This is a genomic window from Micromonospora sp. NPDC000316 (assembly GCF_042898885.1).
In the GTDB taxonomy this organism is placed as follows: domain Bacteria; phylum Actinomycetota; class Actinomycetes; order Mycobacteriales; family Micromonosporaceae; genus Micromonospora.
The window spans coordinates 414,428-438,388 of record NZ_JBIAZG010000001.1; the positions used below are offsets into that span (position 1 = coordinate 414,428).

Below are 23,961 nucleotides of genomic sequence, written 5' to 3' on the forward strand. Positions count from 1 at the left end.
GGAACGACAGCGTGTAGCACGATAGCCGGATGCCGCACCCACCACCAGCCCGCCGTCCGGGCCTCGACGTGGATCCCGCCATCGTCGGCCGGCGGGTCCGTGCCCTGCGCGAGGAGCGGGGCATCTCGCTGTCCACACTGGCCCGCCTGGCCGGCATCGGAAAGGCCACCCTCTCCGGCCTGGAGCACGGCACCCGCAACCCGACCCTGGAGACGCTCTGGGCGGTCACCGCACAGCTCGGGGTGCCACTGACCGCCGTGCTGGCCGAGCCGGCCGCCGCAGCCACCGTGCACGGCACCGCGGTCACCGCCACCCTGCTGGAGGTGTTCACCGACACCGACGCCACCTACGAGCTGTACCGGATGCGCGTCGCGCCCGGCCCGGGGCAGCTCTCCCCCGCGCACCAGCCGGGGGTCACCGAACACGTCACAGTCTTCGCCGGCGTGCTGCGCGCCGGCCCGGCCGACGCGCCGCTGACCGTGCCGGCCGGCGGGCACCTCCGCTGGGTCTCCGACGTGCCACACAGCTACACGGCCGTCGGCGACGAGGAGGTCGCCGCGAGCCTGCTGCTGCGCTACCCGCGCCGCTGAGCAAGGGCCGCTCGACGCGAGACCGGCCGAGGGTGGCTCAGCCGTCGACCGGGGTCGGCACCGGCAGCCGGCGCCGGACCGCCCAGAGCGCCACCTCGGTACGCGACACCGAGCCGGTCTTGCGCAGCAGGTTGGACACGTGCACGGTGACCGTGCGTACCGAGATGCCGAGCGCCTTCGCGACCTGCTTGTTGGACATGCCGGCGACCAGGCAGCCCAGCACCTCGACCTCCCGGGCGGTCAACTCCGGGTCGAGCGGCACGTCGGACGGCACGTCGACCGCCGCGAGCGGGGCGAGCGCCGACGCGGGATCGACCGGTGCCGCCGCCTGGCGCGGGCCGGGCAGCCGCCGGAGCAGCGCTTCCGGCCCTTCCCCCGCGTGCGCGGCCAGCAGCTCGGTCAGCGCGTAGGGGTTGCCGCCGGTGCACCGCCACACCGAGGCGACCAGCCGACGCGAAGGGTTGCTGTCCGCGTACACCTGGGTCAGGACCTCGGCGACCTCGGCCGGGCGAAGCGGGCCGAGGTGCTGGCGGACGGCGCCGCGGACGCCGCTGAGCCGGGCCAGCGCGCGGCGGGTGAGCTCCGGTGCCACCGCGTCGGCCGGCGGTCGGCTCGCCACCACCAGCAGAGCCGGCAGGTCGGCCACGGTGGCCAGCTCACCGACCAGGTTGACGCTGGCCGGGTCGAGCGCGTGGAGGTCGTCCACGACCAGCACGGCCGGGCCGGCGCCGACCAGCAACTGGACGGTCCGCACGGCGAGGCGCAGCAGGGTGCCCGGCGCGTACCGCTCGCGGGGTGCGGTGGGCTGCTGAGCCAACCAGGCCAGCGCGTCCGACGGCAGGCCGAGCCGGCTGGTGTCCCGACCGGTGAGCACCGCCGCCAACCAGTCGTACGGCGCGGGGCCGTGCACCCGGGCAGCGCCGGAGAGGATCAGCGCGGGACGTGGGGTGAAGGCGTCCACGGCGGCTGCGACCAGCAAACTCTTGCCCACCCCCGCCACGCCGGTGAGCACCGCGACGGTCGGTGTCGAGCGGCGCAGCGACGCCACGGCGGGCCAGGCCCGGTCGAGCTCGGCGAGCTCGCCGGCACGCCCAACCATGGACACCGGCATCATTTCTTCACCCTACGCAGTAGTGCGTAGAGACGAAGGCGGGGTGTTCTTGGCAAGCTTGACCCCATGACGCTGATCCTCCGCTCGGTCATCCTCAACGACATCGGTCTGGTTCGCACCAACAACGAGGACTCCGCCCTCGCCGGTGACCGCCTGATCGCCGTCGCCGACGGCATGGGCGGGCTGCCCGCGGGTGAGGTGGCGAGCGAGATCGTGATCCGGATCCTGGACGAGCTGGCTCCGCCCACTGACCCCGACGGGGCCGCCGACGCCCTGCGTGCCGTGGTCAGCACCGCCAACCAACGCATCCACGCCGCCATCACCGTCGACCCGGCCCGGGAGGGGATGGGCACCACGCTCACCGCGGCGCTGCTGGCGGGCGACACGCTGGTGCTGGCCCAGGTCGGCGACTCCCGCTGTTACCTGCTGCGCGACGGGGAGCTGACCCAGCTCACCCGGGACGACACATTCGTCCAGGCGCTTGTCGACCAAGGCACGCTCTCCCCCGAGCAGGCCCGGCACCACCCGCAGCGGTCCCTGGTGACCCGGGCCGTGCAGGGCGCCGACACGCCGCCGGCGGTCGGTGTGCTCACCGTGGTTCCCGGCGACCGGCTGCTGCTGTGCAGCGACGGGCTCTCCGACTACGTCGAGGACGAGGCGATCGCGGCGACGCTGGGCATGTACGTCGACCGCCAGCAGTGCGGTGAGCAGTTGGTGAAGCTCGCCCACCACGCTGGCGCGCCGGACAACGTCACAGTCGTGGTCTCCGACGTCACGACCCGCTGACCTGGGCGCAATCCGGTTGCGGCGGATGCCGGCACCGGTTGGGATGGGCGGATGACCATCCGACGGGTGACCGCCGACGAACGTCTCACCACCAGCTTCCCGCTGGCCGCGTACGCCTTCGAGGCGTCGCCGATGGGTGCCGCCCGGGTCGAGGAGTTCCGCGACTACCTGCCCTATCACCAGGGCAACACGACGCTCGTGGTCGAGGAGGGCGGCGAGACGCTGGCTGCCGCCTCGGCCATCCCGATGCGGCAGAACCTGCGCGGGTCGGTGCTGTCGATGGCCGGCGTCGCCGGCGTGGCCACCCATCCGCTGGCCCGCCGGCAGGGGCACGTCCGAGGGCTGCTGCACCAACTCCTCGACGAGATGCGCGACGAGGGGCACCTGCTCAGCGCGCTCTACCCGTTTCGGCCCAGCTTCTACGCCCGGTTCGGCTACACCGGGCTGCCCAAGCCACGCACTGTCACGTTCACCCCGGCGGATCTGGGGTCGCTGGTTCGCGCCGAGTTGCCCGGCGAGGTGGGCTGGGAGCGGATCCGCGCCGGTTATCCCGCGTGGCGCGCGTTCACCGAGCGCTGCCTAAAGGAACGGCACGGCTTCTCGATCTTCCCGGACTATCGGGACGTCGGCCTGCGCGACCGGGACGAGTACTGGCTGCTCACGGCACGGGTGGACGGCGAGGTCACAGGCGCGCTCACCTACCGGATCGACGGCCACGGCGGCACGCTGCACGGCAACGAGCTGCTGGTCACCGATCCGCTCGCGCGGGCGCTGCTGTTGCAGTTCCTCGCCCGGCACGTCGATCAGGTCGACCGGGTCAGCGTCCAGGTCCCGCCGGACGAGTTGCCGGAGCTGTGGCTCACCGACCTGGACGTGCACATCGAGGCGCGGGCGGGCCGGCCGGGCGCATCCGCCCCGATGGCGCGACTGTTGTCGCTGGACGCGCTCAACGGTCTGTCCGTCGGGCCAGGTCGGGTGCGGGTCGAGCTGACCGGGGACCGGTGGCTGGCCGGCACCCACCTGCTGGACGGCACGACCGGCGCGCTGGAGCTGGTCAGCGACACCGGCGGCCGGGCCCCCACGGCCACGCTCACCGCGGCCGGGCTCTCCGCCCTGGCGTACGGGGTGCTGGACCCCGCCGAGCTGCCGTTGCGCGGGCTGGGCGACGTACCTGTCGATGCCGCCGCCGAGCTGCGCGGCATCTTCCCGCGCCGGGTGCCGTACCTCTTCGCCGACTTTTAGCAGCTGGTTAAGACGGCATGGCGGATTCGTCCGGAGGCCGTCGCGGCTCCTAGCATCACGGGGTGCGCCTGTCGTCGCTTGCCGCCCTGCTCGTCCTCGGTGTCGCCACCGCGACCCTGCCCGCCTGCGCGCCCGACACGCCGGCACCGGTCGCCGCGCCGTCCGACGCGCCGGAGGGTCTGGTGACCGGCGACCAGGGCGTCGCACCGGCCGGCCGCGACGGTCTCGGCGGCCCTGGGGCCAGCGCGAGCCCCAGCCCGAGCCCGAAGCCTGCGGCTAAGGCGCTCGCGGCCGGCAACCCGAACGGCAACGCCACAGTGCCGGCGGAGGCACGCGCGGTGGACACCTCGAAGCCGACCCGGACCATCGGCACGGGCACCCCGACGAGCTGCACCTCCGCGGCGGTGGTGAAGGCCGTGGCGGCGGGCGGCGTCATCACGTTCGACTGTGGGCCTGCCCCGGTGACGATCAAGATGGCCGCCACCGCGAAGGTCCGCAACGCCAATGGGCCGAAGGTCGTGCTCGACGGCGGCGGCAGGGTCACCCTGAGCGGTCAGGGGAAGCGGCGCATCCTCTACATGAACACCTGCGACAGCGCCCAGGGCTGGACCACCTCGCACTGCCAGAACCAGGACCACCCGCAGCTCACCGTGCAGAACCTGACGTTCGCCGACGGCAACTCCACGGGCGACAAAGCCGAGGGTGGCGGTGGCGGTGCCATCTTCGTACGCGGCGGGCGGTTGAAGGTCGTCAACTCGCGCTTCGTCGACAACCGCTGCGACCGCACCGGCCCCGACCTGGGTGGCGCGGCCGTCCGGGTGCTCAGCCAATACGACAGCAAGCCGGTGTACGTGGTGGGCAGCACCTTCGACGGCGGCTCCTGCTCGAACGGAGGCGCGCTGAGCAGCATCGGCGTGTCGTGGGTGGTACTCAACAGCCTGCTCAGAGACAACGAGGCCATCGGCAACGGCGCCAACCCGGCCAAGTCCGGCACGCCGGGTGGCGGCAGCGGCGGCGCGATCTACTGCGACGGCAACGAGTTCACAGTCCGGATCGCCGGCACCATCATCGAGAACAACAGGGCCAACGAGGGCGGCGGCGCGGTCTTCTTCGTCAGCAACGACCGCACCGGCACGATGAAGATCGAAAAATCGACCCTGCGCCGCAACCCCAGCGGCAAGTTCGAGACCCGCGGCTACCCCGGCATCTTCTTCCTGGGCGCCCGCAACCCCACGGTAACGAACGCAAAACTGACCTAACGGCCCCCGCACACCGGACCCACCTCGGGGCGGGGCGGGCGGGTCAGTAGGGGTTTCCTTGGCCTGCGGGGCGGGCGTGCAGGAGGCCTGCGGGGCGGCCCGGCAGGGTGGGTGCTGCGGACAGCGGCGGGCTGCCCGTGTGGTCGCCTCCGGCCATCCCCAGGAGCAGTTCCTTGAGCGCCGTGAGCGCATCGACCCTGGGCTGCCAGCCCAGCTCGGTCTCCGCGCGCTCGCTGGACATCAGCGGCGCGTTCAGGCCCAACTCCACCCAGCCGGCGTCGACAGGTTGCAGCCGCGCCCGCCACGTCAGCGCCGCCGCCACCCGCAGCACCGGCGCCGCGACCGGCACCGTCCAGCCGTGGAAGTGCCGGGCCACCAGCTCCGGAGTCAGCACCGGGTCCGCTGCGACATTGAAAGCTCCGCGCGCATCACCCATAACCGCCCTGGTGTACGCGTCAGCCACATCGTCGGCATGCACCGCCTGCATCCGCAGCCGCCGGTTGGTGGGCACCAGCGGGATCCGGCCGAAGCGCAACAGCCGCACAGGTGCCAACGGGCCGAGAAAGTAGCGGGTGATCTCCGTACCGGCGTCCCTCTGGAAGATCAACCCGGGTCGCAGCCGGACCACCCGCAGCGTCGGGTGCTCCCGCTCGACCCCGTCCAGCAGCGCCTCGACCTCCGCCTTGTGCTCGCTGTACGACGACCCGGGCACCCCTGTGGCCGGCCAGCGCTCGCTGATCGGGTGGTCCTTCGGGCCGGGCGCGTAGGTGCCGACCGACGAGGCGTACACCAGAGCCGGCACACCCGCCCGGACCACCGCATCGATCACGGCCCGACTGCCGTCGACGTTCGTCCGGCGCAGCACCCGCTGGTCGTGACTGGGTTGGATCTGCCACGCCAGGTGCACCACCGCGTCCGCGCCGGCGAACACCTCGGTCAACTGCCCCACCGCACCCGGCGCGCCGATGTCGCACGAGTGCCACTCCACCTGGTCGTACGGCGTGCCGGCATCGGGGCCGGGCAACCGCCGGGCCACCCCTGCCAACTCCACGCCCCGTTCCCGGCGCAGCCGACGCAGCACCGCCGTACCGACGTTGCCGCTCGCCCCCACCACCACGATCCGCATGTCCGACCCCGTACCCGCCCAGCAGCAGCTCAACCGCCACCCAGCCCCAGCCCGGCGCGCTGCCGTCTTGATCGACTCGGTTTCCTGGGAACCGGGGCATCCCGGCCACTCGGATACCCCGCCTTCCAGGAAGCCGAGTCGATCAAGGTCGAGGGGAGTTCCGGACCCAGCCGTGCTTCTCCTTGCCACGCCGGCCAGCCGTGGCCGCCAGGCAGCGCGGGCAGATCCAGCCCACCGCGTCGGCCTCGGTGAGCACGTCCGTGCCCGAGTATTCGAAACGCACATGCGGGAAGCGGCGCAACCGGGTCCGGCTGAGGGCCAGGCCGCAAACGGTCTGGTTCTGGCCGGCAGCCAGGCGTGCACCTCCCCACCCGGCTGTCGTACGCCGTCCGGCCCGATCTCCTCCCCGGACGCCGCCACGGCCGGGCTGCCGCTCACTCCCATGCTCCAACCGGTTCCCCAGCCGCCCCCAGCCATGCACAGCGACAGGGCGATATCGCATGATCCACTCCACGTCCCCGACGTTGCGGTATCCGGCGCCCCAGACACCGCCAGGTCGCCGAACTGGTGATGATCAGGCGTGGCCCGAGGGGGTACGGTCAGGCATCGACGGCCGGCGGGAAGCCGAGAGTCGCTGGCGGGGACTGTCGGGTAACCTGAGCGCGCGGGCCGCTAGCTCAATGGCAGAGCTGTGGACTTTTAATCCATAGGTTCAGGGTTCGAGTCCCTGGCGGCCCACTCTTACGCAGGTCAGCGGCCCTTTGTGGGGTCGCTGTCTTTGTCAGCACGGCTCGTACAGCAGCGAAGTACAGCAGTAGCCGCCTCACCGGTCCAATGCGCTGCCGAGCCGCTTGAGGGCGTCGCGGGTGGCCGCCGAGGACACCACCGTGTAGATCTCCATCGTGATGGCGAACTGGGCGTGCCTCAGGATCTGCATCGCCACCCGGGGGTGCACGTCAAGGTCCGCCAGGAGCGAGGCGCAGGTCCGCCGAGCGTCCCGCACCGTGATCCGCCGGACGCCTGCGGCGTCGCAGCGCCGATCCCAGAAGCGGTTGAAGTTGCGCGGCTCGACCGGCCGCCCGTAGCGGGTGGTGAAGACGAGATCCGACGGCTGCCAGGCCGGGCCAGCGGCATCCCGGGCGGCAGTCTGCGCGGTGCGGCGGCGGCCGAGCGCCACGGTGCAGATGTCCGGCAGCGGCAGGGTGGCGTCCGAGGCGGCCGTCTTCGTCTCCCGGTGCAGCAGCTCGGCACCGACTCGCTGAAGCTGACGATCGATGGTCAACTCCCCCACGTCCAGGTCGACGTCCGCCCAGGTGAGCCCCAACATCTCGCCCTTGCGCAGACCGAGCACCAGGACCAGGACGTACGCGGCATAGAGCGGGTCATCATCGGCGCGGGCCGACTCCAGGAAGCACCGCGCCTCATCGCTCGTCCACGCCTTCCGCTTGCGCTTCCGCACCGGGGGCAGCTTCACCAGGGACGCCACGTTGCGGGAGATCAGCCCTTCGGTGATCGCCTGGGACAGCAGCGTCCGGAACACGGTCCGCAGGTGCGTGACGCTGGTTGCGGAGGGCAGATCCCGGCAACAGCGGCCGAGGGCACAGCAGCGACGCCGGATCGGCTTGCGCCGCTCGTCCTTGCCCTGGGCACAGCACTGGCAGGTCCGCCCCACCTCGTTGATCCAGGTCTGGACGTCGCTGACCCGGAGCTTGTCGAGCCGCTTCCGACCCAGCCCCGGCGCGAGGTAGAGCCGGACCACCACCTCGTAGGTGACGTAGCTGCCGGGGGCGAGGTTCGGCTTGACGATCTCGCGCAGCCAGTAGCCGGCGTACTCCCCTACGGTCGGGGAGCGAGTCGCCACCGGGCCGGCCTTGGCCTGGCCGTGCAGCTTGATCCACTTGTCGTGGACCTCCTCGCGGGTCTTGCCGTAGACCCACTTCCGGCCCCGCTTGCCGTCGGGCTTCTCGACCCAGACGTACGCGGCGAAGCCGTTCCGGTACGGGAAGATCGACCCTTCACCGTTGGCTCGGGCACGTCCGGGCATCAGGCGGCCTCCTGGCGCTCGACCTGTTCGCGGATGTAGTCGTCGACCCATTCGGGGAGGATGCGGCGGTACTTGCCATCCTTGATGGAGCGCAGCTCGCCAGTGGCGATCTTCATCTTGACCTTGGAGATGCCGAAGCCGAGCAGCACGGCGACCTCGGCGGGCGAGTACCAACGCGGGGTGAGGTTCTGGCTCATGCGGCGGCTCCGAGAAGCCAGGCTTCGTGAGCGAGTTCTTCCCGGCCGACCCGGCTGCTCTCCCGTCGCTGCCTCGCGGCGGTATTGGCGAGCAGCGCGTCACCTTCGCTGAGCCAGCCCGACCCGACGTAGGTGAGAGCGCCGACGGTGATCGTTTCGGCGGGCTCGTCGTCCTCGGTGCGGCGGTAGGTGGCGCGGGTATCCCGGAGCAGGCCGAAGGTGACGGAGTAGCGGCGGGCCTTGGTGAGGAAGTGGCCGCCGAAGCCGAGCATGTGCGCCCAGCGGCGCAGCCCGCCGTAGACGTTCGGTTTGGCGTCAAGGCCGTCTTGACGGTCGCCTGCTGTTGCGGCGCCACTGCTCGTGTCGGTGTGGGTGGGGCGGCCGAGGTGCCAGCACGCGTCGATGAGGCGGGCGACGTGGTCGCCTTCCGGATCGGCGTGGTCATCGATCGTGGCCGGGGTGACCCGAGTCAATGAGTGCCCGGTGGCTTCCGTGGCCTTGGTGGCGTACTTCGCCAGGTAAGCGGCCACCTTGCCGTCGGTCAACTCGTCGCCAGCGGTGTTGATCCGCCGGACGTCGACCTGCTCACCCCAGCCGACCAACCAGCCCTGCGGCCGGTCCGGATGCGCGGGCGTGGTGACGGTGATTCGCGAAGCGGCGGTGTGGACCGCCTCCTCCAAGTCGTCGACGGTGATGCCGTCCGGCGGCACGAGCGCGTCCAAGTCGTCGGGGTCGATGCCATCGAGGCGCAGGAGGACATGGAAGTGCACGGCTCCCCGGCGCTGCATCTCCGCGACCTTGCCGTGGGATACCCGCACGGGCGGCATCCAGCGGACCTTGCCCGAGGCCGTGACGACTGGGACGAAGGGGATCCCGAGCTTTCGGCAGAGGACGGCGAGGTGGCGTTCGATCGCCTGCTTGGTGCGCCGCCACAGCTCGCCGGAGAAGTAGTTCCATACGACCTGGTGGGCGTGGTCGTAGCAGTCCAGGCACAACGGCTGCCCGAGCCGCGAATCGTCGGCGTCGTGGCGGGCGAAGCACGCCGCGGGCTGTCCGTGCGGGCAGGTGCCGGCGTTGCTGCGGGCGCGGCAGGGTGCGGGTCGGCAGGCGCAGCGCTGCCGGTTGCGGCAGGTGTGGCGGGGGACGTGGCGGTGGTGGACCAGGCCGAAGGACGGTGCGGTGAAGGTGGCGAAGACGACCGGGTGCCGGCCTACCGAGTCCGGGACGCCCTTGCCGCCGGTCAGGCCGCGACAGACGACTTGGTAGGCGTCGCCCTGGTAGACCCATGCGCAGTCCGGGCACGCCGATTCGCGGCGGTTGCCGCATGCCTTGTAAAGCGTCCGGTCGGGCAGTTCGTCGGTGTGCAGCTGGCCGGTGATGCGGCCGGTGTCCCGGTCGACGGCGGCGATGGTGCCGGTGAGGCGGATCGGGCGAGCACAGCCGCCGGCGGGGCGGGTGTGCTCCAGCCAGCCGGAGAACTCCGGCGAGGCGGCGCGGTGCAGGACCTGAGCGTCACGGCCGACGACGAGACCGGGCCGGTAGAGGGTGAGCGGGGTGGTGGACACGACTGTCTCCTCATCAGGGGGTGGCAGGGACGGGAGACGAAGCACCACCAGCCATGGACGTCTCTCCGCTGGTGGTGTTCGTCGTGTCTCCTGGCACCGCCGAGAGGGCGGCTGACGCCGGAGGACGGAAGCGTGGTCGTGCCACTTCCCGCCGATGAGTCGTGTCCTTTCGCGCTGAGTAAGCCTTGGACTGGCACGGGTGGGGAGCCTGGGATACCGGCATCCGGCGGGTTGCCGCAGGCTGCCCCCACCCGTGGAGAGGTACGAATCCGGGCCATCGAGGACGGCGGGGAAAACCGTGCTGGGCCGCTCAGCGGATTCGGGAGGCCGGCACAACGGCCGGTGCGATCGAGAGCCGACGGGACATGGCCCGCATCAGCGGCAGGAAGGCCGCTCGGTCTCCGAAGTCGAGTCCAGCGATCCGGCAGGAAGGCCGCGCTAGCGTGCTCGACGAGCGCCAGCGTAGCACCGGGTACCGACACGTCAACCGATCGTGACTCCTGCGGCCGGGGTGGGACGGTCGGCTGCCGGCCGGTGTGGGAAGACTTTCTGTACGTCTATCAAGGCGGCCCTGAACGGGCCGCACGCGCCGCCGCCTGGGCGCGCGTCCGTCGCTCCGCTGGCGCTCCGACTCCGGCCACGCAACACGCCCGCCGGCTGGCGCGGAAGCGGGAAGCCCAAGGGGCCGCCGCAGAACGACAGGGGCGTTGACCGGGTAGGGGTGGGCCGGCAGCCGGCCGGGCCGCGCGGCCACGAGCCCGCGCCGTATAGGGAGCGCACGCCGGCCGCGTCGGCGAACTGGCGGGGTCGCGGGGCTGCGGTTACTGCGCCTCCGGCGGGGGCGCTCGGGCTCCGAGATGGTTGCAACCCCGTCGGCGGGTTGCGGTCCGTGGGTGGTTGCGCGAGCCATCCCGCCAGCCGACGACCCGGGCAAGCCGAGCAGACCACCACCCGACCCGCCAGCGTCCGAACGTGTGTCAAGGTCCGCTTGACGCGGCGGGCCGGGCGGCGGCCCGCTCCCAGAAGGGCGGGTCGACGGCAGACGGGATGGCGGGCAAGCTGCAATCAGATATCAGACAATAGTATGCTCCCACGATTCGATAGCCTGATCGGGTGAACAAGGAATACGCGGCGCTTATTGCTCAAGTCATTCCGGTTGTGGCGTTGGCTATCGGTGTTGCGTTCACATTCATCAAACCCTGGAGCAAGGGAGTGAATCCAAACCCCAGGGGCATCTATTACGTACTCGAATTCGGTTTCCTCTGGTTAATCTTCTTAGCTGGGGTCGAGTCATATGCTTTGTCTATTGTAGGCAACTACGACTTCCAGCTAAATCCGCTCGCTAATAAATGGCGGATGAGCCTAAAATCCGATCCTGCTAGGTTTGCCCGCAGCAATAGATGTCGGCGTGCTGGTCGCGTTTACGTTCCCGGCGCTCTTGGGAAAGATTCGCTACGTAGGCCTAGTCGAGCAAGATGATTCCTCTGCTGCCGAAAGGGCTAGCGATGCCCGTCAGCGCAGATTGATCAGAATCCAAATCATTTATGGCCTTGTCATCTACTTTTCCGTGCGCTACTCGTTATCCGACTAATTGCGGCCGAAGGGCCGGTAGTCAAGATAGACCTAAGAGTTTTGAGCAATTGCCGCTGACGGAACGGTGAGCGAGGGAATCTTGAATTCATGGATTGCGGCTACTAGCGGGTTGGCTGGCGTACTCATAGGGATTCTCGGAAAATACCTCGCCGATACTAAAATTGGTCAACGCTCCCGGCTTTTCGACGAAAAGCTAAAGTCCGCCTTGCGCTATCTGGATGCGGTTGAGGACTATCGGGAGAGAGTCACTAATGATTATTCAACCAGATCTCAGTTGAAGTTCGTGCAAGAAGAAGAGAAGCGCCAGGAGATTCGAAAAGACGTGGATGTGACCTACGGTGCAATGCGAGAGGCGTTTAAGGTGGCGAGGCAGGCGGAAACCGCTTTGATTTTACTCATCCCCTCAATTGAGGATCCTGTCGTTTCCTATCTCACTGCTGCCGTCAAGTATGCGTGGCATGAGATCGAACACGAGGAAGTCCGCGCAGCGCAAGACGCTGCCAGGGACGCTATCCGCCATGCGCTTGGTGTCTGAGCATGATCCGGAACCGGCGCGGAACGATCGAGTTTCCAAGTGCCGGCAAGCAGCCTGTTGCACCTGGTAGACCCGCTGTGTCGCACCCTGCCGCTGACTCCTTCCTAACTCGTGTGTCTTGAGGGCGGTAACAGCAACGAGCCGGCACGACGACAGCTGGCGACGGCGGCGCACGGACGAGCGCCCGAGGTGGCAGACGTTGGTAGACAAAGGCTCGGAACTTTCAAGCGAGGGCACCATCCGGTCCGGATGAGGATGCCCCTACTCCAACTCTGCCCTGTCCCAGCCCGGCGGAAGCTTTTGCAGGCCGATTAGGACGTCTAGGCCAAGATGCTCTTTCAGCATGTGTTTGAGATTGCGGCCTTCAATAATTTCTATTCTTCCGTTCGCGGCGGCGAAGTCGCGGCTCGCTTTGCCCACCCACGACGTAGTGACGAGAACGCCTTTGGCGGCCCGCTTGTGATCCATCACGCCGGCAAGAGCGTGGACGGCTTCAAGGCCGACGATTTTGCTGTAACGCTTGGCTTGGATAATGCAAAGCCCGCCGACGATTGGATCCTCATTGACAGCGACGCCGTCGACTCCTTCGTCCTTGGAGGCTTGCGTGACCCAAGACTTCATGCCGATGCTCTCGAAGAGACGGCGGATAAGATGCTCGAACTCTCCAGGAGAGAGTGTCAGTAGGTCTGTGCGGCTATCCAAGCCGGCGACGACATCCATCTCGTCAACGAACTTGTACTTTGAAAGGTCGAAGGAAACTACTGGCCTGACGCCTTCTAGGTCGTACGGGTGCGGGGAGACAATGGCGTTCAGATGGCTGCATAGGCACAGCACCGGGTCCAGTTCTGGCTCATCGAGCTGCACCACGGCAAACTTGTCTCGCTCCGCACCCACGCTCATCAGCAACGGGCGAATGGCGCGGCCAGTCGCCTTGTCCTTGGTTGAGACATAGCCGTTGAAGACGATGCTGGTGACGAGGTCCGGTGATGTCGCCTCGAAAGTCTCGGCAATGGTGCGCAATGTCAGCCGTGCAAGGAGGTCGCCGTACAGCTTCTTAGTCTCGGGCTCCTTGCGAGGTATAGCAACCATGCCCTTCGCCGTCGTGTATCGATAAGCGACCACGGTGGGAACGACGTCTCGTAGTGGCAGCTCGTACTCGATGAGCAGCTCCCTGGAGGCAGGGTCATAGTGAGCGGCGGCCTTGCCTGTCAGGCCCTCCGGGTATCGCGACTGAGCGAGGACGTGTTGTAGACGCTCAACAAACGCGGGTGATCCGCCGTTCGACAGAGCCGCCCTAAGTTCGAGGTCAGACTCGGCGGCCCGCTTGTTCCTCCCGGCTAGCAGCTGTGCGTACTCGGCGATCCTCGTGCTGACGGCCTCGGTCCGGAACTCGGCCTCTGCCATCTTATGGGCGTGTGCCTCCCGCTCCGCCAGGCGTTTCGTGGCGGCTGCCCCCTGCGCCTTCTCGCGAGCGTCGGCAGCTAGACGTCGTTCCTCAGCACGCTCGCGTTGGGCGGCCTCTCTCGCTGCCTTCGCCGCCGCTTGGTCGGCCAAACGCTTCGCCTGTACTTCATGCCTCAGGCGCGCTGCCTCGGCCTTCTTTGCCGCAGCCTCGGCTTGCTTAGCCTCGCGGCGTGCCTCCGCTTCCTGACGCTTTTGCTCGGCAACCAACTCGCGGTGCCAGCGCGCCTCCGCTTGCGCCTGGAGCTTCTTGGCCTGCTTACGCGCATCGAGCATCTGAGCAATCAGGCCCTTACGTCGCGCCATTCGCCCTCCGAAGGTCCTCCATAGACAGGCATGACCGTAACGCACTCGCGACGCAGTGAGAAGACTGAACTACGTACGGTAGTTGTGGTTGCGATGCAGGAAGGCCAGTGTGAAGATCGATTCGAAGCGGTTCTATCTGATCGCTTCTCCGAGGGGTCGCTGACAGCAGCGGTGACAGCAACGTGCCGGGAAGAGTGCGGCCGCCGACGGCCGGACGCAGACAGCCGTCCGAGGTCGCGGACGCGGAGGGACCCCGCCGGACGACGCGCCCAGAACTTGTAAGCGAGGCGTCAGGGTCCTGCCGGGCAGCCAGGCGAGCAGCCAAACCGGCGAGCACGAGCGGACGACCGCAAACCGCGACACTGTGTCCGGCACGACGATCAGGCGGTGCACCAGCGCCGGGCCACTGACTCGTCATGCTTCGGCCAGCGCAGCATTCACGAGCCGTCAGTTCTCCGCGCGTTCTGGGAGGAACGCTTTGATGACGTCCATATTGGCGACTACGCCGCCCCGTACCCGGCGGAGCAGGCGCATTCGGACGAGAACATTGATGTCTCGGCTGATGGTCTTGTCCCCCTTGCCGGCGTACATCAATGCCAGCCGGGGAGTCAGCTCAGGTAGCTTGCCGGGTGGGATCGGTCCCTCCTGGCCAGTGAGGTCCAGTACTACGGCTTTCTGTCGGCGCTTCGCCGGGCTGTCCCCGTCCCGGAACGACTCGTGAACGTAGTTCTCCCACGTCACGCGCATCTGCTCAGCTCGAATGACGGCTAGCTGGTCGCGTAGTTCGTCGACGAAGCCTTGGACGGCGTAGTGCACGAAGCGTTCGACTGGGTACGGCGGGCGACTCGTGTGGGCCAACTCCCGATAGTAGGCGGCACGGGTCTTGTTGTAGAAGTCTGAGAGCAGATGCGCCGACGGAACAGGAAGCCCCGCCTGGACTAACAGCTGGAACTCGATGAGACGGGCGGTGCGTCCGTTCCCGTCCCCGAAGGGGTGAATCCAAGCGATGTAGAGGTGCGCGAGGATCGCCTTCAGGATGGCGAGCGTGAAGGTCATCGCTTCGTCGTCGATGTTCAACTGGTTGAGCCAGGTGCACATCCGCTCAAGCAGGTACTCGCAGTCTTCGGGTGCGGGTGCAAGGTAGTTGAGTACGCCGACCCGGTGTTCGCGCAGTTCGCCCGGGACGATGTCGTCATCGAGTTCTAGGCCGTCAAGAACCTGGCGGTTGAAGCTCATGATCCGCTCAGGGGTGAGTTCCATGGGGCGACGCTGCCGCACATCAGCGATGATTGAGTTGGCCGCCTTAACGATATTGTCGATCTCCTGGCCGAGGTAGGCGCGTGATGGAGGCAGCGGGAGGTCTCCCGTGACCCTCTTGCGCACCTCGTCCTCGGACAGGGTGTTCCCCTCGATGCTGGCCGTGCCGTGGACGCCCTTGGTCAGGTAGATGAGGTAGAGATCCTTGGCGACCTCCGGCCGCAGCGGCACACCAGCGACATGCTGACATTTCGACTCAGCTTCACCGAGCAGCAACCAAGTCTTGTGGGTGAGCTTGTTGAGGTCGATGTTGAACGAGATCCAGGGGTGGGTTTGCTGGTAGGGCCGTGACGCGGCGGTGGTGCTCATGGCGGGCTCCCGCGACTCAGGGGGTAGTGCTCCGATTTATAGCACCTTTTTTGTCCTCTGCCATGTCCCTTGAGATGTCTGGTCATTCGGGGCTGCATGCGTGCCCCGGAGACAGGCTCCCCCGAGCTGGGCTTCGCCAGCTCGGAGCAGTTCGCCGCCCCGGTAGCCAGCTGACTGTGCCTGCACTAGGCCCCAGCAACGTCCGGCTTCGAACCCCAACGACGCGGCCGGAACGCTAGATCAGCCTGCCCGAGGTGTCACGCCGCAGGAACTAGTTCCCGAGAGCGAGGCTGCACGTCGTATCACACTGTGCCCTGGCAAGGGGTCCGACGGGTGCCGCCCTTCAGCACGGCCCGGTTAGCTGAAGAGCGTCGGCCCGGCAGCATCAAGCACAGCAACCAGCGGGACCGTGACAGCCCTCGTCGGCGTCTGCTTGCTGCCATCCCTGTAGCTGGTGGCAACGAGGCCCACGAGTAGATGATCCCGTGCGAGACGTCGGGCAGCAGCGAGGCAGCGAGGAGGCAGCAAAAGCCTCGATCCGACTGGGGCCGGATGTCAAAAGACAGCGGTCCACACCTGCTCGCCAGCATGAACGGCTAGAAGGCGGCAACAGCCGGCAACTTCGGTCCGCATTCCCCCCCCGCCGGGGTTCGCCGAGGTTGCGTCAGCGGCCTACGCGGATGCGGTCGGCGGCGTACAGCTCGCGGGAGCCGTCGGCGCGAAAGATCACGATGACAGGGATGCCCTCGCCCATCTCCAGCTCGCGACGCTCGACAGGGGTAGGCATCCGAGCGGTGGCGGTGTCACCCTTGAGGAGGGTCACCGTCTCGGTCGGTTCGACGGCGCGAACGAACGTGCCGCGCGGCGGTTCCACGATCACGAGCCCTTCCGACCGGAGCAGTGCTACCGCTTGTCGGACGCTCGTGCGGCTCAGCCCGTACTCCTGAGCCAACCGCAGCTCGCTAGGCAGTGATGCCCCGGGCGCAAGGTCGCCAGACGTGATCCGGTTTCGCAGGAGGTCTGCGAGCTGCCGGAACACGGCGCGATCCGCACTGGGGTCGATCACGAAAGTGACGCTACGTGTCCAACAGCTCTACATCTTATTGTATCTACAGTCCTACGTCGTTGCGGTGATGTGAGCTGCGGCGTCGCGTCGTGAGCCGGTCTGTGGGATGCCCGCGACCTTGATCCGGAAGCCGGGGGAGCCCGATGCCTCGCATCTCATACGAGGAGTACCTGGTGGCCGTCGCGCTCACCCTGGCCAGGCGGCACCGGCCGGTCTGGTCATGGGAGCGATGGCGGACGGTCTGCCGATGCGGAGGCGAGCTGCCCTGCCGCACAACGCATCGGATCCCGATCAATCGAGGTCACTGGCCAGCAGAGGACGACCGGCAAGGTGCCCGACCAACCGCCAAGCCGGCGGCGAAGGAGATGCGGCGATGACGACTCACCTGCCCGTCACGCCCGCCTGGACCTGCGGTGGCTGCGGCGACGACTGGCCCTGCCAGACCCGGCGGCGCGAGCTGGGAGCGGAGTACGACCGCGCCCCCGTATCGCTGGCCCTCTACCTGGCCGCCCAGTTCGTCGACGCCACCCGAGACTTGGCCCACGTCCCCGCCGGCCACCTGCACCATCGATTCCTCGGCTGGACCCGATGAGCATCCTTCGACCCGGCGACGAGAAGTTCCACTACAGCGATGGCTCGCACAGGTGGGTTCCGCCCGGCCCTGACTACGACCAGGAGGTCTGGGACGAGCAGGTCCGCCAGCACAAGCTAGGCCATCTCCGGAACGAGCAGCCCAAGGTCCGCATCCAGCGCCTCGTTTGACGCCAGCAGTACAGCAGCGAAGTACAGCAACCGTGCCAGCCGAACCCGGCCGTGAAGCACCACAGCAGGACGGTTGACCTCGAATCGCACCGCAGAAGCCCGGCTCGCCGGCAATCCATAGCCTCAGCGAAAGACGCCCAGCCCTACGATCGCGTCGAGGGCTACGACCAGGTCTGCGACGCCGAACGACGCCACACCAAGTAGCCAGAGGCGGTAAGACGACAGCCGGATCCACCAGGGTTGACGGTTCCCAAGACGGAAGCGGCCGGCGGCGTGGGGAGGAACTCCAAGGCGTACCGCAAGGCCTAGCTGCCGTTCAATCCGCTCTGCTAGCCGACTATCGCTCATCTCGAGGTGGCGGTGCTTGGCCATCAATTGCGCCGACAGCGCAGCGAGGATTACGCCGAGGATGGCTGCGACGGCTTGAGCAGCAGGCGAGCCGCCCTGCTGTAGTGCGGTCGTGAGAAGGAAGGCTTGAGCGGCGGTAGCCAGGGCGGGAACTTGCCACATCATCGTGTCGAGAGATGTGCGGCGGGCGCCGACCACGGCGTAGGCCGCCATCAGAACCTCTGCGGATACCTGATCCTCGGCCTGGCTGGGCGACTGGCCTGGCGTCATGACGTCATGGTCGCAACCGCATGCAACGCCCGGAGGCACCAGGATGGCCAGGCGCCCTGCACGGTAGCGCCCTGGGCGGCGACAGCCGGGAGTTCCCTCTGCAAGATCATTGGGCACAAGGCGGGCGCAAATGACTACGGCAAGGGCTATCAACCACTGTAAGGCAACGAGAAACACCGCCCAGGTCAGCGCACCGATCCGCCCCATCTGGGATGATCGACGCCCCACCAGAGGGGTTCAGGGTTCGAGTCCCTGGCGGCCCACTCCGTTCCAGCTCAGCGGCCCTTTGTCGGGCCGCCGCCCTTGTCAGCGCGGCTCGTGCAGCAGCGAAGTACAACAGCAGCGACGGTCCCTACCCCTCGGCGTGAGTGACGACGGGACGGCCAATGCTGGACGCAGGCGTTGAGGCGGCATCTGCGCATGGCACTGCCTCGATACGATGTCGCCCGCCGGCATCGATCGGAGTGCCGCCACGGGGAGGAAAAATCCATATGAGACGCCTCAGAGCGGTCGTTCCGTTGACTGTCGTCGCCGTCACGGCCGCCATGCTGACCACCGGCGCTCCGGCCTCGGCCGCCGATTCGTTAAATCTACCTCTGGCGAGCTGGGCCTATCTCGACTCGCAGAAGCCGAACGCGAAGGTCGTCAATGCGGCGGTGGCGCCGCCGGTCGGCACGTCCCGCGACGATGCCGGTCGGCCGCACACCTACCGCTCCTACTTCACGTACGACCTGACCAAGTTGAAGGGTACGGTCGTCCACAGCTCGTACCTGTGGACGAACGAGAACACGGTCACCGACTGCTCCGCTCCGGCGACGGTCGAGGTGTGGCGGACTGACCCGGTCAAGACCAACACGACCTGGCTGCGCCCGCCGGCCGAGCTCGAGAAGTTGGTGTCCAGCAACCGGGGCGCCGGAGCTATCTACTGCCCGGGCTACCTGGGCATCGACATGGTGGCCACGCTCAACGCGGCGCTGGGCCGGCAGGAGAAGAGCATCACCCTGGAGTATCGGGTGACCGCCAGCCAGGAAGCCGACGCGCGGACCGGTCGTACCTTCGACAAGCCGGTGCTCAGTTCGACAGCGAACCATCCGCCCACCGTCACGAACCTCCATCTGGCGTACCCGGACCGGCCCTGCGGCACCCTGGCCAAGCCGTCACCGGCGGCGCGGAGCGCGGTGTTCGCGTCCACCGCACGCGATGCGGACGAGGGCGACCACCCGACGGTGCTGTACGCGATCTGGCCGGTGGGCCATCCCGATCAGCGTCGCGAGTTCCGTGACTACGGCGGCACCGACCTGAGCCAGTACGCCGACGGCACGGTCCTTGCCTGGCAGGCACAGGCAAGCGACTACTACGACCCGGGTCCGTGGAGTGCGACCTGCTACATCGTCATGGACCGGACCGCCCCGGCGAATCCGCCGAAGGTGTCGTCGCGGATCTATCCCGAGGGCGACACCCCGGGCGGCGGCACTGGCATCGAGGGGAAGTTCCGCTTCGACGGGGATGGCGACCGCGACGTGGTGGCGTTCGTCTGGCGTGATTCCATGGGGCATTCCGGGCAGGTTCCGGCCAAGCGTCCGGGCGGCACGGCGATCCTGACGTACACCCCGACGCCGCGGTACATCAGTTACCTCTTTGTCGCGTCCGTCGACGCGGCGGGCAACCGCGGGCCCGAGAAGGATTACCAGTTCCGGGTCGCCGAGACGGCGCCGTACGCCGATGTCACAGTGAACGGCGTCGGCTTGCCCAGCACGATCACGTTGATCGCGTCGAAGCCCGAGACCACCTCGTTCGGGTATCAGCTCAAGGACGGCGCGGAGGTCCGCCTCCCGGCTGTCGATGGCAAGGCGACAGGTCCCATCACGTTCACGGCCGCCGGCTCGGTCGAGGTGGCCGTCCGGAGCTACGCGAAGAACAAGCTGATCGGGCAGGACACCCTGCAGGTCTGGGTCACCGACGCTCCCGGCGTGGAGTCGGCGGAGTTCAACCTGGACACCGACCAGGTCGCTGGCAAGACCGGCTCGTTCCGGTTTACCCCGCACAGCAACGATGTGGTGGCCTACGAGTACAACCTCGACGGCGAGTGGAAGACCATTCCGGCGGAGGCCGACGACACCGCCGTACTGACGTGGACGGCGACGCCGGGCTGGCATTGGATGGCCGTACGGTCGGTTCGGTCGGATGGCTCCACGTCGATGGAGGCGGACTATCAGTTCCGCATCATCGACCCACGTCCGACCGCGTACGCCCATGGGTTGACCAGTTGGCCGCGCCGGGACGGGGTCGGCGTGCCGCTGAGCATCGAGTTGGGCAGCCAACTGCCGAATCTGACCGGATTCGTCTATCGATTCGACGGCGGCGCCGAGCAGACGGTGTCCAACGAGGGCAATCCGTACGCTTACATCACGGTCACGCCGAAGCACGCCGGCGACAATGCGGTGGTCCTGCAGGCGCTGTTGTCGGACGGTACGCGATCGCCGGCTACCACCTACACGTTCGGCATCTGGTCCGGTCCCGTGGTCACGCACACGCCGGAGGGCAGCGGCACCGTCGGCCGGCCCGCGACGTTCACCTTCCACCCAGGGCTGCCGGATGTCGCCTCCTATCGCTACTCGTTGAACGGCGCCGACGAGGAGACGATCACGGCCGGCCCCGACGGCACCGCGACGGTCACGTACACGCCGGGCTCGTGGGGTTACCACGAGGTGCGGGTGACGAGCATTGGCGCGGACGGCACCGAATCGGACCTACGGATGGAGCCCTTCGACGTCCGGGACAACAGGGTCAACGTGTACAGCCTCTACGACTGGTCACGCAGGGGGATCGGCTGGACCGGATACTTCTACTTCCACACCCAGCTGTTCGGTGAGGTGACCGAGTACCACTACCGGGTCAACGACGGCCCGGAGCAGGTGGTGCCGGCAAGCACCGAGGGCACGTCGACGACGGTCGCGGTGCCGTTCGAGCGCAACGGCACGAATACGCTGCACGTGCAGAGCCTGACGGCCGGCGGCGAACTCTCGCCCGTGACGGACTTCGACTTCACGGTCGGCAACGCTCCCTACGTCGTGAGCGCTCAATATCCGGACAGCGCCTGGTCGGGCGGTGGCGGTGTTCCCGGCACCTTCGAGTTCAGCGGCGGCACTGCGGGAATCGTGTCCTTCTCCTGGCAGATCGACGACGGCCCGTCCACGGACGTGCCGGCCGACAGTAACGGCAAGGCGTCGATCACCTACACGCCGGCGAACGACTTCGAGACGCACAGCTTGTCGGTGATCGGCCACAAGGCGGACGGCACGGAGACCGATGCCACCCGCTACTACATCTACGTGGCAAGCGGCGCCTGACGACGACCGCGATGTGCCACGGCCGGCCCCTTGGTGTCAGTGTTCGGGACGCCAGGGGGCCGGCCGTGGCTCAGGGCTCGCGGAGGCGGACCGCCCCGGGACCGTCGGCGAGGGCCGGCGAGTTTCGGGGCGGTGAGCTGTGCGCGTTGCTCGGCCACTAGTTGTAGTGACCATGAACGTTCACGGTGTTGGAGCCGAGGCTCAACCACTCCGCTGTTGGGCTCCGGCGAGGATGGCGCCGCTGACGGTGTCCACGTACCACCGCTGGTACTGCTCCAGCGGCCAGCCGCGTTGCCGGACGAGCCAGTCGTAGTTGCGGACGTCCTGGGCCAACCAGAGGATGTCCGCCACCTGGTCGACGTCCACGTCGGGGCGGAGGGCTCCGGTGCCGACGAGTTCGGCGGCGAACATGGTCATGCCACGGCGGCGATCGTCGATGTTCTTGCGCCAGATTTCGGCGGCGTCGGAATCGGCCGTGGCCGCGCCGGCCAGCGCGAGCATCACCTGGGCCTGCCGGGCATTGACCTCGGCCAGATGGCGGGCGTAGCGGGTGAGCTTGGCGCGCGGGTCGGCGAGTGCGCGGATCTCGGCGACGAAGGGCCGGTCGGGCAGGGCCACCGGTTCGTCGTCGCCGGCCAGGGTGACGTCGACCAGTTGGGAGAGGAGGTGCCGCTTGCTGCCGAAAACCGCGTAGACGGTCTGGACGGCCACGCCCGCTTCCGCGGCGACAGCGGTCAGTGGCGTGGCCGCATAGCCGGGGTCGACGAACAGGCGGCCAGCCGCCTTGAGTATTGCTCGCCGGGTCTGTCTGGCCTGCTCCTGTCGACGGGAGGAGTCGTAACGTCGCTTGACAACCACCGGTCGAGTGTAGTGCTCTATTGGATAGAGACTCACTCTAATGAGAGGCAGCATCCATGCCGTTCGGTGTGTTGCAGGAGATGCCCGGCGTCAGCGAGGCGGAATACCGGCAGGTGGAGCGACACCTCGGTCCGGACCGGCCGCCGGGGCTCGTCGCCCATGTCGCCGGGCCCACCGAGGACGGTTGGCGGATCATCAACATCTGGCAGGACGAGGCGGCATTCCGTCGGTTCCAGTCGGAGCGGCTGGTCCGGGCTGCGGGCCTGGCGGCGCAGGAGGACGGCTTCGACCCGACGAAGGCGGCCCACTTCCGATCGATGATCGTCGACGGCGCAGAGATGCCGTTCTGATGGCCGACACCGCCGGATTGCGGGCCCGCAACGCCGCTTTCTGGGCGGCAGCGGCCGCCGGCTGGGTCCGACAGGCCGATCGGCAGGACGAGGTGGGCCGACCGCTGGGGGCGGCGGCCATGGATCTACTGGCCGCGCGGCCCGCCGAGCGGATCCTCGACGTGGGCTGCGGCTGCGGCGGCACCACAGCCGAACTCGCCGCGGCGGTCGGCGAGGCCGGCACGGCGGTCGGCGTCGACATCGCCGAGGCGATGGTGACCGCCGCTCGGCGACGGTTCCCCACCGACCGGTACCCAGGCATCCAGTTCCATCTGGCCGACATCGAGACCCTCGACGTCGCGCCGGGGGCGCCGTTCGACGCGGCGTTCTCGCGAATGACGCTGATGCTGTTGGCGGATCCGGTTGCCGGCTGCACCACGATCCGACGATCACTGCGACCGGGAGGGCGCCTCGCCGCGACCGTCTTCCGCGACGGCGGGGTCAACCCCTGGCTGTCCGCGACACTGCTCGGGGCGGCACCGCACCTCGGGCCGTTGCCGCCGCTACCGGTGGGTGACGAGCCTGGTCCGTTCTCCTTCGCCGACCCGACGCGGCTCGCCCAGGTCCTCGACAGGGCCGGCTTCACCGCCGTCACGATCACGCCGTGCGATGTCGTCCTGGACGCTCCAGACGACGCCGACCTGGTGGCCGAATGGCTTGTCGAGATCGGTCCGGCCGGTGCCGCCTACCGGTCGGCTCCCCCGGCCGGGCAAGCCTCGGCCCGGGCGGGGGTGATCCGACTGCTCGACCGGTTCCGTGAACCTGGCGTCGGCTACCGGCTGCCCGCAGGGCTCTGGCTCGTCACCGCGATCGCCGCCGACGCTTACGACACACCCACAGCAGGCCCTACCCACCAACGACCACGTCAGGACGAACACCGATGAGAACGATCCGAATGCTCGCGCCGGTCCTCTGCCTTGCGCTCGCCCTGACCGCGTGCACCGACGCCGACGCACCCGAGGCCTCCGGAACCGCTGCTCCGGACACCGCAACCGCGCCCAGCGCGGCCGGATCCGCTCCGGCCGCCGGCACCGCGGTGCCGGCGAAGGAGGTGTGCGCCTACCTCGAAGGCCAACTGCCGACTCTGAAGGGGATCGGGTCCGAGACGGGCGTGATGGCCAACCTCACCGTGAACCTCTACTCCTGGTACGAGAAGCAAGGCCCCGTGCCGAGCGGTCGCCAGATCGACGACCAGACCCGGCAGGAGTGCCCGGCAACCCGGACCGAGGTGCTGAAACTCGCCGGCATGGAGAGCTTCGAGCGGCTGTAGCCGCTCCTCGGTGCCAGGCAATTGTGATGTCGGCATCCGACGACTGCCCAAGCTGCCCGCAGGAGGCCACCCGCGAGCGGCCGAGCGGATATCCGTCGGGGCCGCGAACGAGAAGGAGGACTGGTGGGCCGCAGGTAGGCGCCGGCCAGCCTGGCGCTGCGCGCCGCCGCAGCTATCCTCTTCAGGTGCTGGGCCGCGTGGAGATCC

General features: G+C 68.2%; 22 protein-coding genes and 1 tRNA gene. 13 read left to right on the forward strand and 10 right to left on the reverse strand.

Going from position 1 to position 23,961, the window contains the following annotated elements:
• The first annotated feature begins 29 nt into the window (after positions 1 to 29).
• Complete coding sequence (locus tag ACFY2Q_RS01930; RefSeq protein WP_387126614.1) at positions 30 to 590, forward strand: helix-turn-helix domain-containing protein; 561 nt, start codon at positions 30 to 32, stop codon at positions 588 to 590.
• 37 nt (positions 591 to 627) lie between these two features.
• On the opposite strand, the gene ACFY2Q_RS01935 is transcribed toward ACFY2Q_RS01930, so the two are convergent.
• Entirely contained in the window at positions 628 to 1,704 is a 1,077-nt protein-coding gene (locus ACFY2Q_RS01935; RefSeq protein WP_387126616.1) for a LuxR C-terminal-related transcriptional regulator, read from the reverse strand.
• A gap of 63 nt (positions 1,705 to 1,767) precedes the next feature.
• Between ACFY2Q_RS01935 and ACFY2Q_RS01940 the strand changes: the two genes are divergently transcribed.
• From ACFY2Q_RS01940 to ACFY2Q_RS01950, 3 genes are all read left to right on the forward strand, one after another.
• Positions 1,768 to 2,487 carry a protein phosphatase 2C domain-containing protein gene (locus ACFY2Q_RS01940; RefSeq protein WP_357484454.1) on the forward strand — a complete coding sequence of 240 codons (720 nt, stop codon included), beginning with the start codon at positions 1,768 to 1,770 and terminating at the stop codon, positions 2,485 to 2,487.
• Positions 2,488 to 2,538: 51 nt separating this feature from the next.
• Positions 2,539 to 3,729, forward strand: a complete 1,191-nt coding sequence (eis, locus tag ACFY2Q_RS01945; protein ID WP_387126618.1) for an enhanced intracellular survival protein Eis — start codon at positions 2,539 to 2,541, stop codon at positions 3,727 to 3,729.
• A gap of 62 nt (positions 3,730 to 3,791) precedes the next feature.
• A complete protein-coding gene (locus ACFY2Q_RS01950) occupies positions 3,792 to 4,988 on the forward strand; it encodes a hypothetical protein (protein ID WP_387126620.1) in 1,197 nt (398 codons plus the stop codon).
• Between the two features lie 43 nt (positions 4,989 to 5,031).
• Here ACFY2Q_RS01950 and ACFY2Q_RS01955 read toward each other — a convergent pair whose 3' ends face one another.
• Positions 5,032 to 6,114: an NAD-dependent epimerase/dehydratase family protein gene (locus tag ACFY2Q_RS01955; protein WP_387126622.1), complete on the reverse strand. Its 1,083-nt coding sequence runs from the start codon at positions 6,112 to 6,114 to the stop codon at positions 5,032 to 5,034.
• A 666-nt stretch (positions 6,115 to 6,780) separates the two neighbouring features.
• Between ACFY2Q_RS01955 and ACFY2Q_RS01960 the strand changes: the two genes are divergently transcribed.
• Positions 6,781 to 6,852: transfer RNA gene (locus tag ACFY2Q_RS01960), tRNA-Lys, on the forward strand.
• 85 nt (positions 6,853 to 6,937) lie between these two features.
• On the opposite strand, the gene ACFY2Q_RS01965 is transcribed toward ACFY2Q_RS01960, so the two are convergent.
• The 3 genes from ACFY2Q_RS01965 to ACFY2Q_RS01975 are packed head-to-tail and all read right to left on the reverse strand — an operon-like array spanning position 6,938 to position 9,920.
• Positions 6,938 to 8,158, reverse strand: coding sequence for a tyrosine-type recombinase/integrase (locus ACFY2Q_RS01965; protein ID WP_387126624.1), 1,221 nt, complete (start codon positions 8,156 to 8,158; stop codon positions 6,938 to 6,940).
• Positions 8,158 to 8,355, reverse strand: coding sequence for an excisionase family DNA-binding protein (locus ACFY2Q_RS01970; protein WP_350815082.1), 198 nt, complete (start codon positions 8,353 to 8,355; stop codon positions 8,158 to 8,160). Before ACFY2Q_RS01970 ends, ACFY2Q_RS01965 begins: the two co-directional genes overlap by 1 nt.
• On the reverse strand, positions 8,352 to 9,920 hold the full coding sequence (locus ACFY2Q_RS01975; protein WP_387126626.1) for a replication initiator: 1,569 nt from the start codon (positions 9,918 to 9,920) through the stop codon (positions 8,352 to 8,354). Before ACFY2Q_RS01975 ends, ACFY2Q_RS01970 begins: the two co-directional genes overlap by 4 nt.
• A 1,113-nt stretch (positions 9,921 to 11,033) precedes the next feature.
• Between ACFY2Q_RS01975 and ACFY2Q_RS01980 the strand changes: the two genes are divergently transcribed.
• On the forward strand, positions 11,034 to 11,399 hold the full coding sequence (locus ACFY2Q_RS01980; RefSeq protein WP_387126628.1) for a hypothetical protein: 366 nt from the start codon (positions 11,034 to 11,036) through the stop codon (positions 11,397 to 11,399).
• 178 nt (positions 11,400 to 11,577) lie between these two features.
• Positions 11,578 to 12,048, forward strand: coding sequence for a hypothetical protein (locus ACFY2Q_RS01985; RefSeq protein WP_387126630.1), 471 nt, complete (start codon positions 11,578 to 11,580; stop codon positions 12,046 to 12,048).
• A gap of 261 nt (positions 12,049 to 12,309) precedes the next feature.
• Here the strand turns inward: ACFY2Q_RS01985 and ACFY2Q_RS01990 are convergent, their stop codons facing one another.
• From ACFY2Q_RS01990 to ACFY2Q_RS02000, 3 genes are all read right to left on the reverse strand, one after another.
• A complete protein-coding gene (locus tag ACFY2Q_RS01990) occupies positions 12,310 to 13,815 on the reverse strand; it encodes a restriction endonuclease (protein ID WP_387126631.1) in 1,506 nt (501 codons plus the stop codon).
• A gap of 447 nt (positions 13,816 to 14,262) precedes the next feature.
• Complete coding sequence (locus ACFY2Q_RS01995) at positions 14,263 to 15,441, reverse strand: Fic family protein (protein WP_387126633.1); 1,179 nt, start codon at positions 15,439 to 15,441, stop codon at positions 14,263 to 14,265.
• 664 nt (positions 15,442 to 16,105) lie between these two features.
• Positions 16,106 to 16,507, reverse strand: coding sequence for a GntR family transcriptional regulator (locus ACFY2Q_RS02000; RefSeq protein ID WP_387126635.1), 402 nt, complete (start codon positions 16,505 to 16,507; stop codon positions 16,106 to 16,108).
• A gap of 373 nt (positions 16,508 to 16,880) precedes the next feature.
• Here ACFY2Q_RS02000 and ACFY2Q_RS02005 point away from each other — a divergent pair, with 373 nt between their 5' ends.
• Positions 16,881 to 17,099, forward strand: coding sequence for a flavin reductase (locus ACFY2Q_RS02005; protein ID WP_387126637.1), 219 nt, complete (start codon positions 16,881 to 16,883; stop codon positions 17,097 to 17,099).
• A complete protein-coding gene (locus ACFY2Q_RS02010; protein WP_332904324.1) occupies positions 17,096 to 17,269 on the forward strand; it encodes a hypothetical protein in 174 nt (57 codons plus the stop codon). Before ACFY2Q_RS02005 ends, ACFY2Q_RS02010 begins: the two co-directional genes overlap by 4 nt.
• Positions 17,270 to 17,392: 123 nt before the next feature.
• Here the strand turns inward: ACFY2Q_RS02010 and ACFY2Q_RS02015 are convergent, their stop codons facing one another.
• On the reverse strand, positions 17,393 to 17,887 hold the full coding sequence (locus ACFY2Q_RS02015; RefSeq protein WP_387126639.1) for a hypothetical protein: 495 nt from the start codon (positions 17,885 to 17,887) through the stop codon (positions 17,393 to 17,395).
• Positions 17,888 to 18,378: 491 nt separating this feature from the next.
• On the opposite strand from ACFY2Q_RS02015, the gene ACFY2Q_RS02020 reads away from it, so the two are divergent.
• On the forward strand, positions 18,379 to 21,237 hold the full coding sequence (locus ACFY2Q_RS02020; protein ID WP_387126641.1) for a hypothetical protein: 2,859 nt from the start codon (positions 18,379 to 18,381) through the stop codon (positions 21,235 to 21,237).
• A gap of 201 nt (positions 21,238 to 21,438) precedes the next feature.
• Here ACFY2Q_RS02020 and ACFY2Q_RS02025 read toward each other — a convergent pair whose 3' ends face one another.
• The gene (locus ACFY2Q_RS02025) at positions 21,439 to 22,095 is read right to left on the reverse strand and encodes a TetR/AcrR family transcriptional regulator (protein ID WP_387126643.1); all 657 of its coding nucleotides are present in this window, start codon (positions 22,093 to 22,095) and stop codon (positions 21,439 to 21,441) included.
• A 56-nt stretch (positions 22,096 to 22,151) separates the two neighbouring features.
• Between ACFY2Q_RS02025 and ACFY2Q_RS02030 the strand changes: the two genes are divergently transcribed.
• Genes ACFY2Q_RS02030 through ACFY2Q_RS02040 form a run of 3 tightly spaced genes read left to right on the forward strand, consistent with a single transcriptional unit; the run spans position 22,152 to position 23,754 of the window.
• Positions 22,152 to 22,445, forward strand: coding sequence for a hypothetical protein (locus ACFY2Q_RS02030; protein WP_387126645.1), 294 nt, complete (start codon positions 22,152 to 22,154; stop codon positions 22,443 to 22,445).
• The gene (locus tag ACFY2Q_RS02035) at positions 22,445 to 23,368 is read left to right on the forward strand and encodes a class I SAM-dependent methyltransferase (RefSeq protein WP_387126648.1); all 924 of its coding nucleotides are present in this window, start codon (positions 22,445 to 22,447) and stop codon (positions 23,366 to 23,368) included. The genes ACFY2Q_RS02030 and ACFY2Q_RS02035 overlap by 1 nt, the downstream gene beginning before the upstream one ends.
• Positions 23,365 to 23,754, forward strand: coding sequence for a hypothetical protein (locus ACFY2Q_RS02040; protein ID WP_387126650.1), 390 nt, complete (start codon positions 23,365 to 23,367; stop codon positions 23,752 to 23,754). The genes ACFY2Q_RS02035 and ACFY2Q_RS02040 overlap by 4 nt, the downstream gene beginning before the upstream one ends.
• Positions 23,755 to 23,961 lie beyond the last annotated feature (207 nt).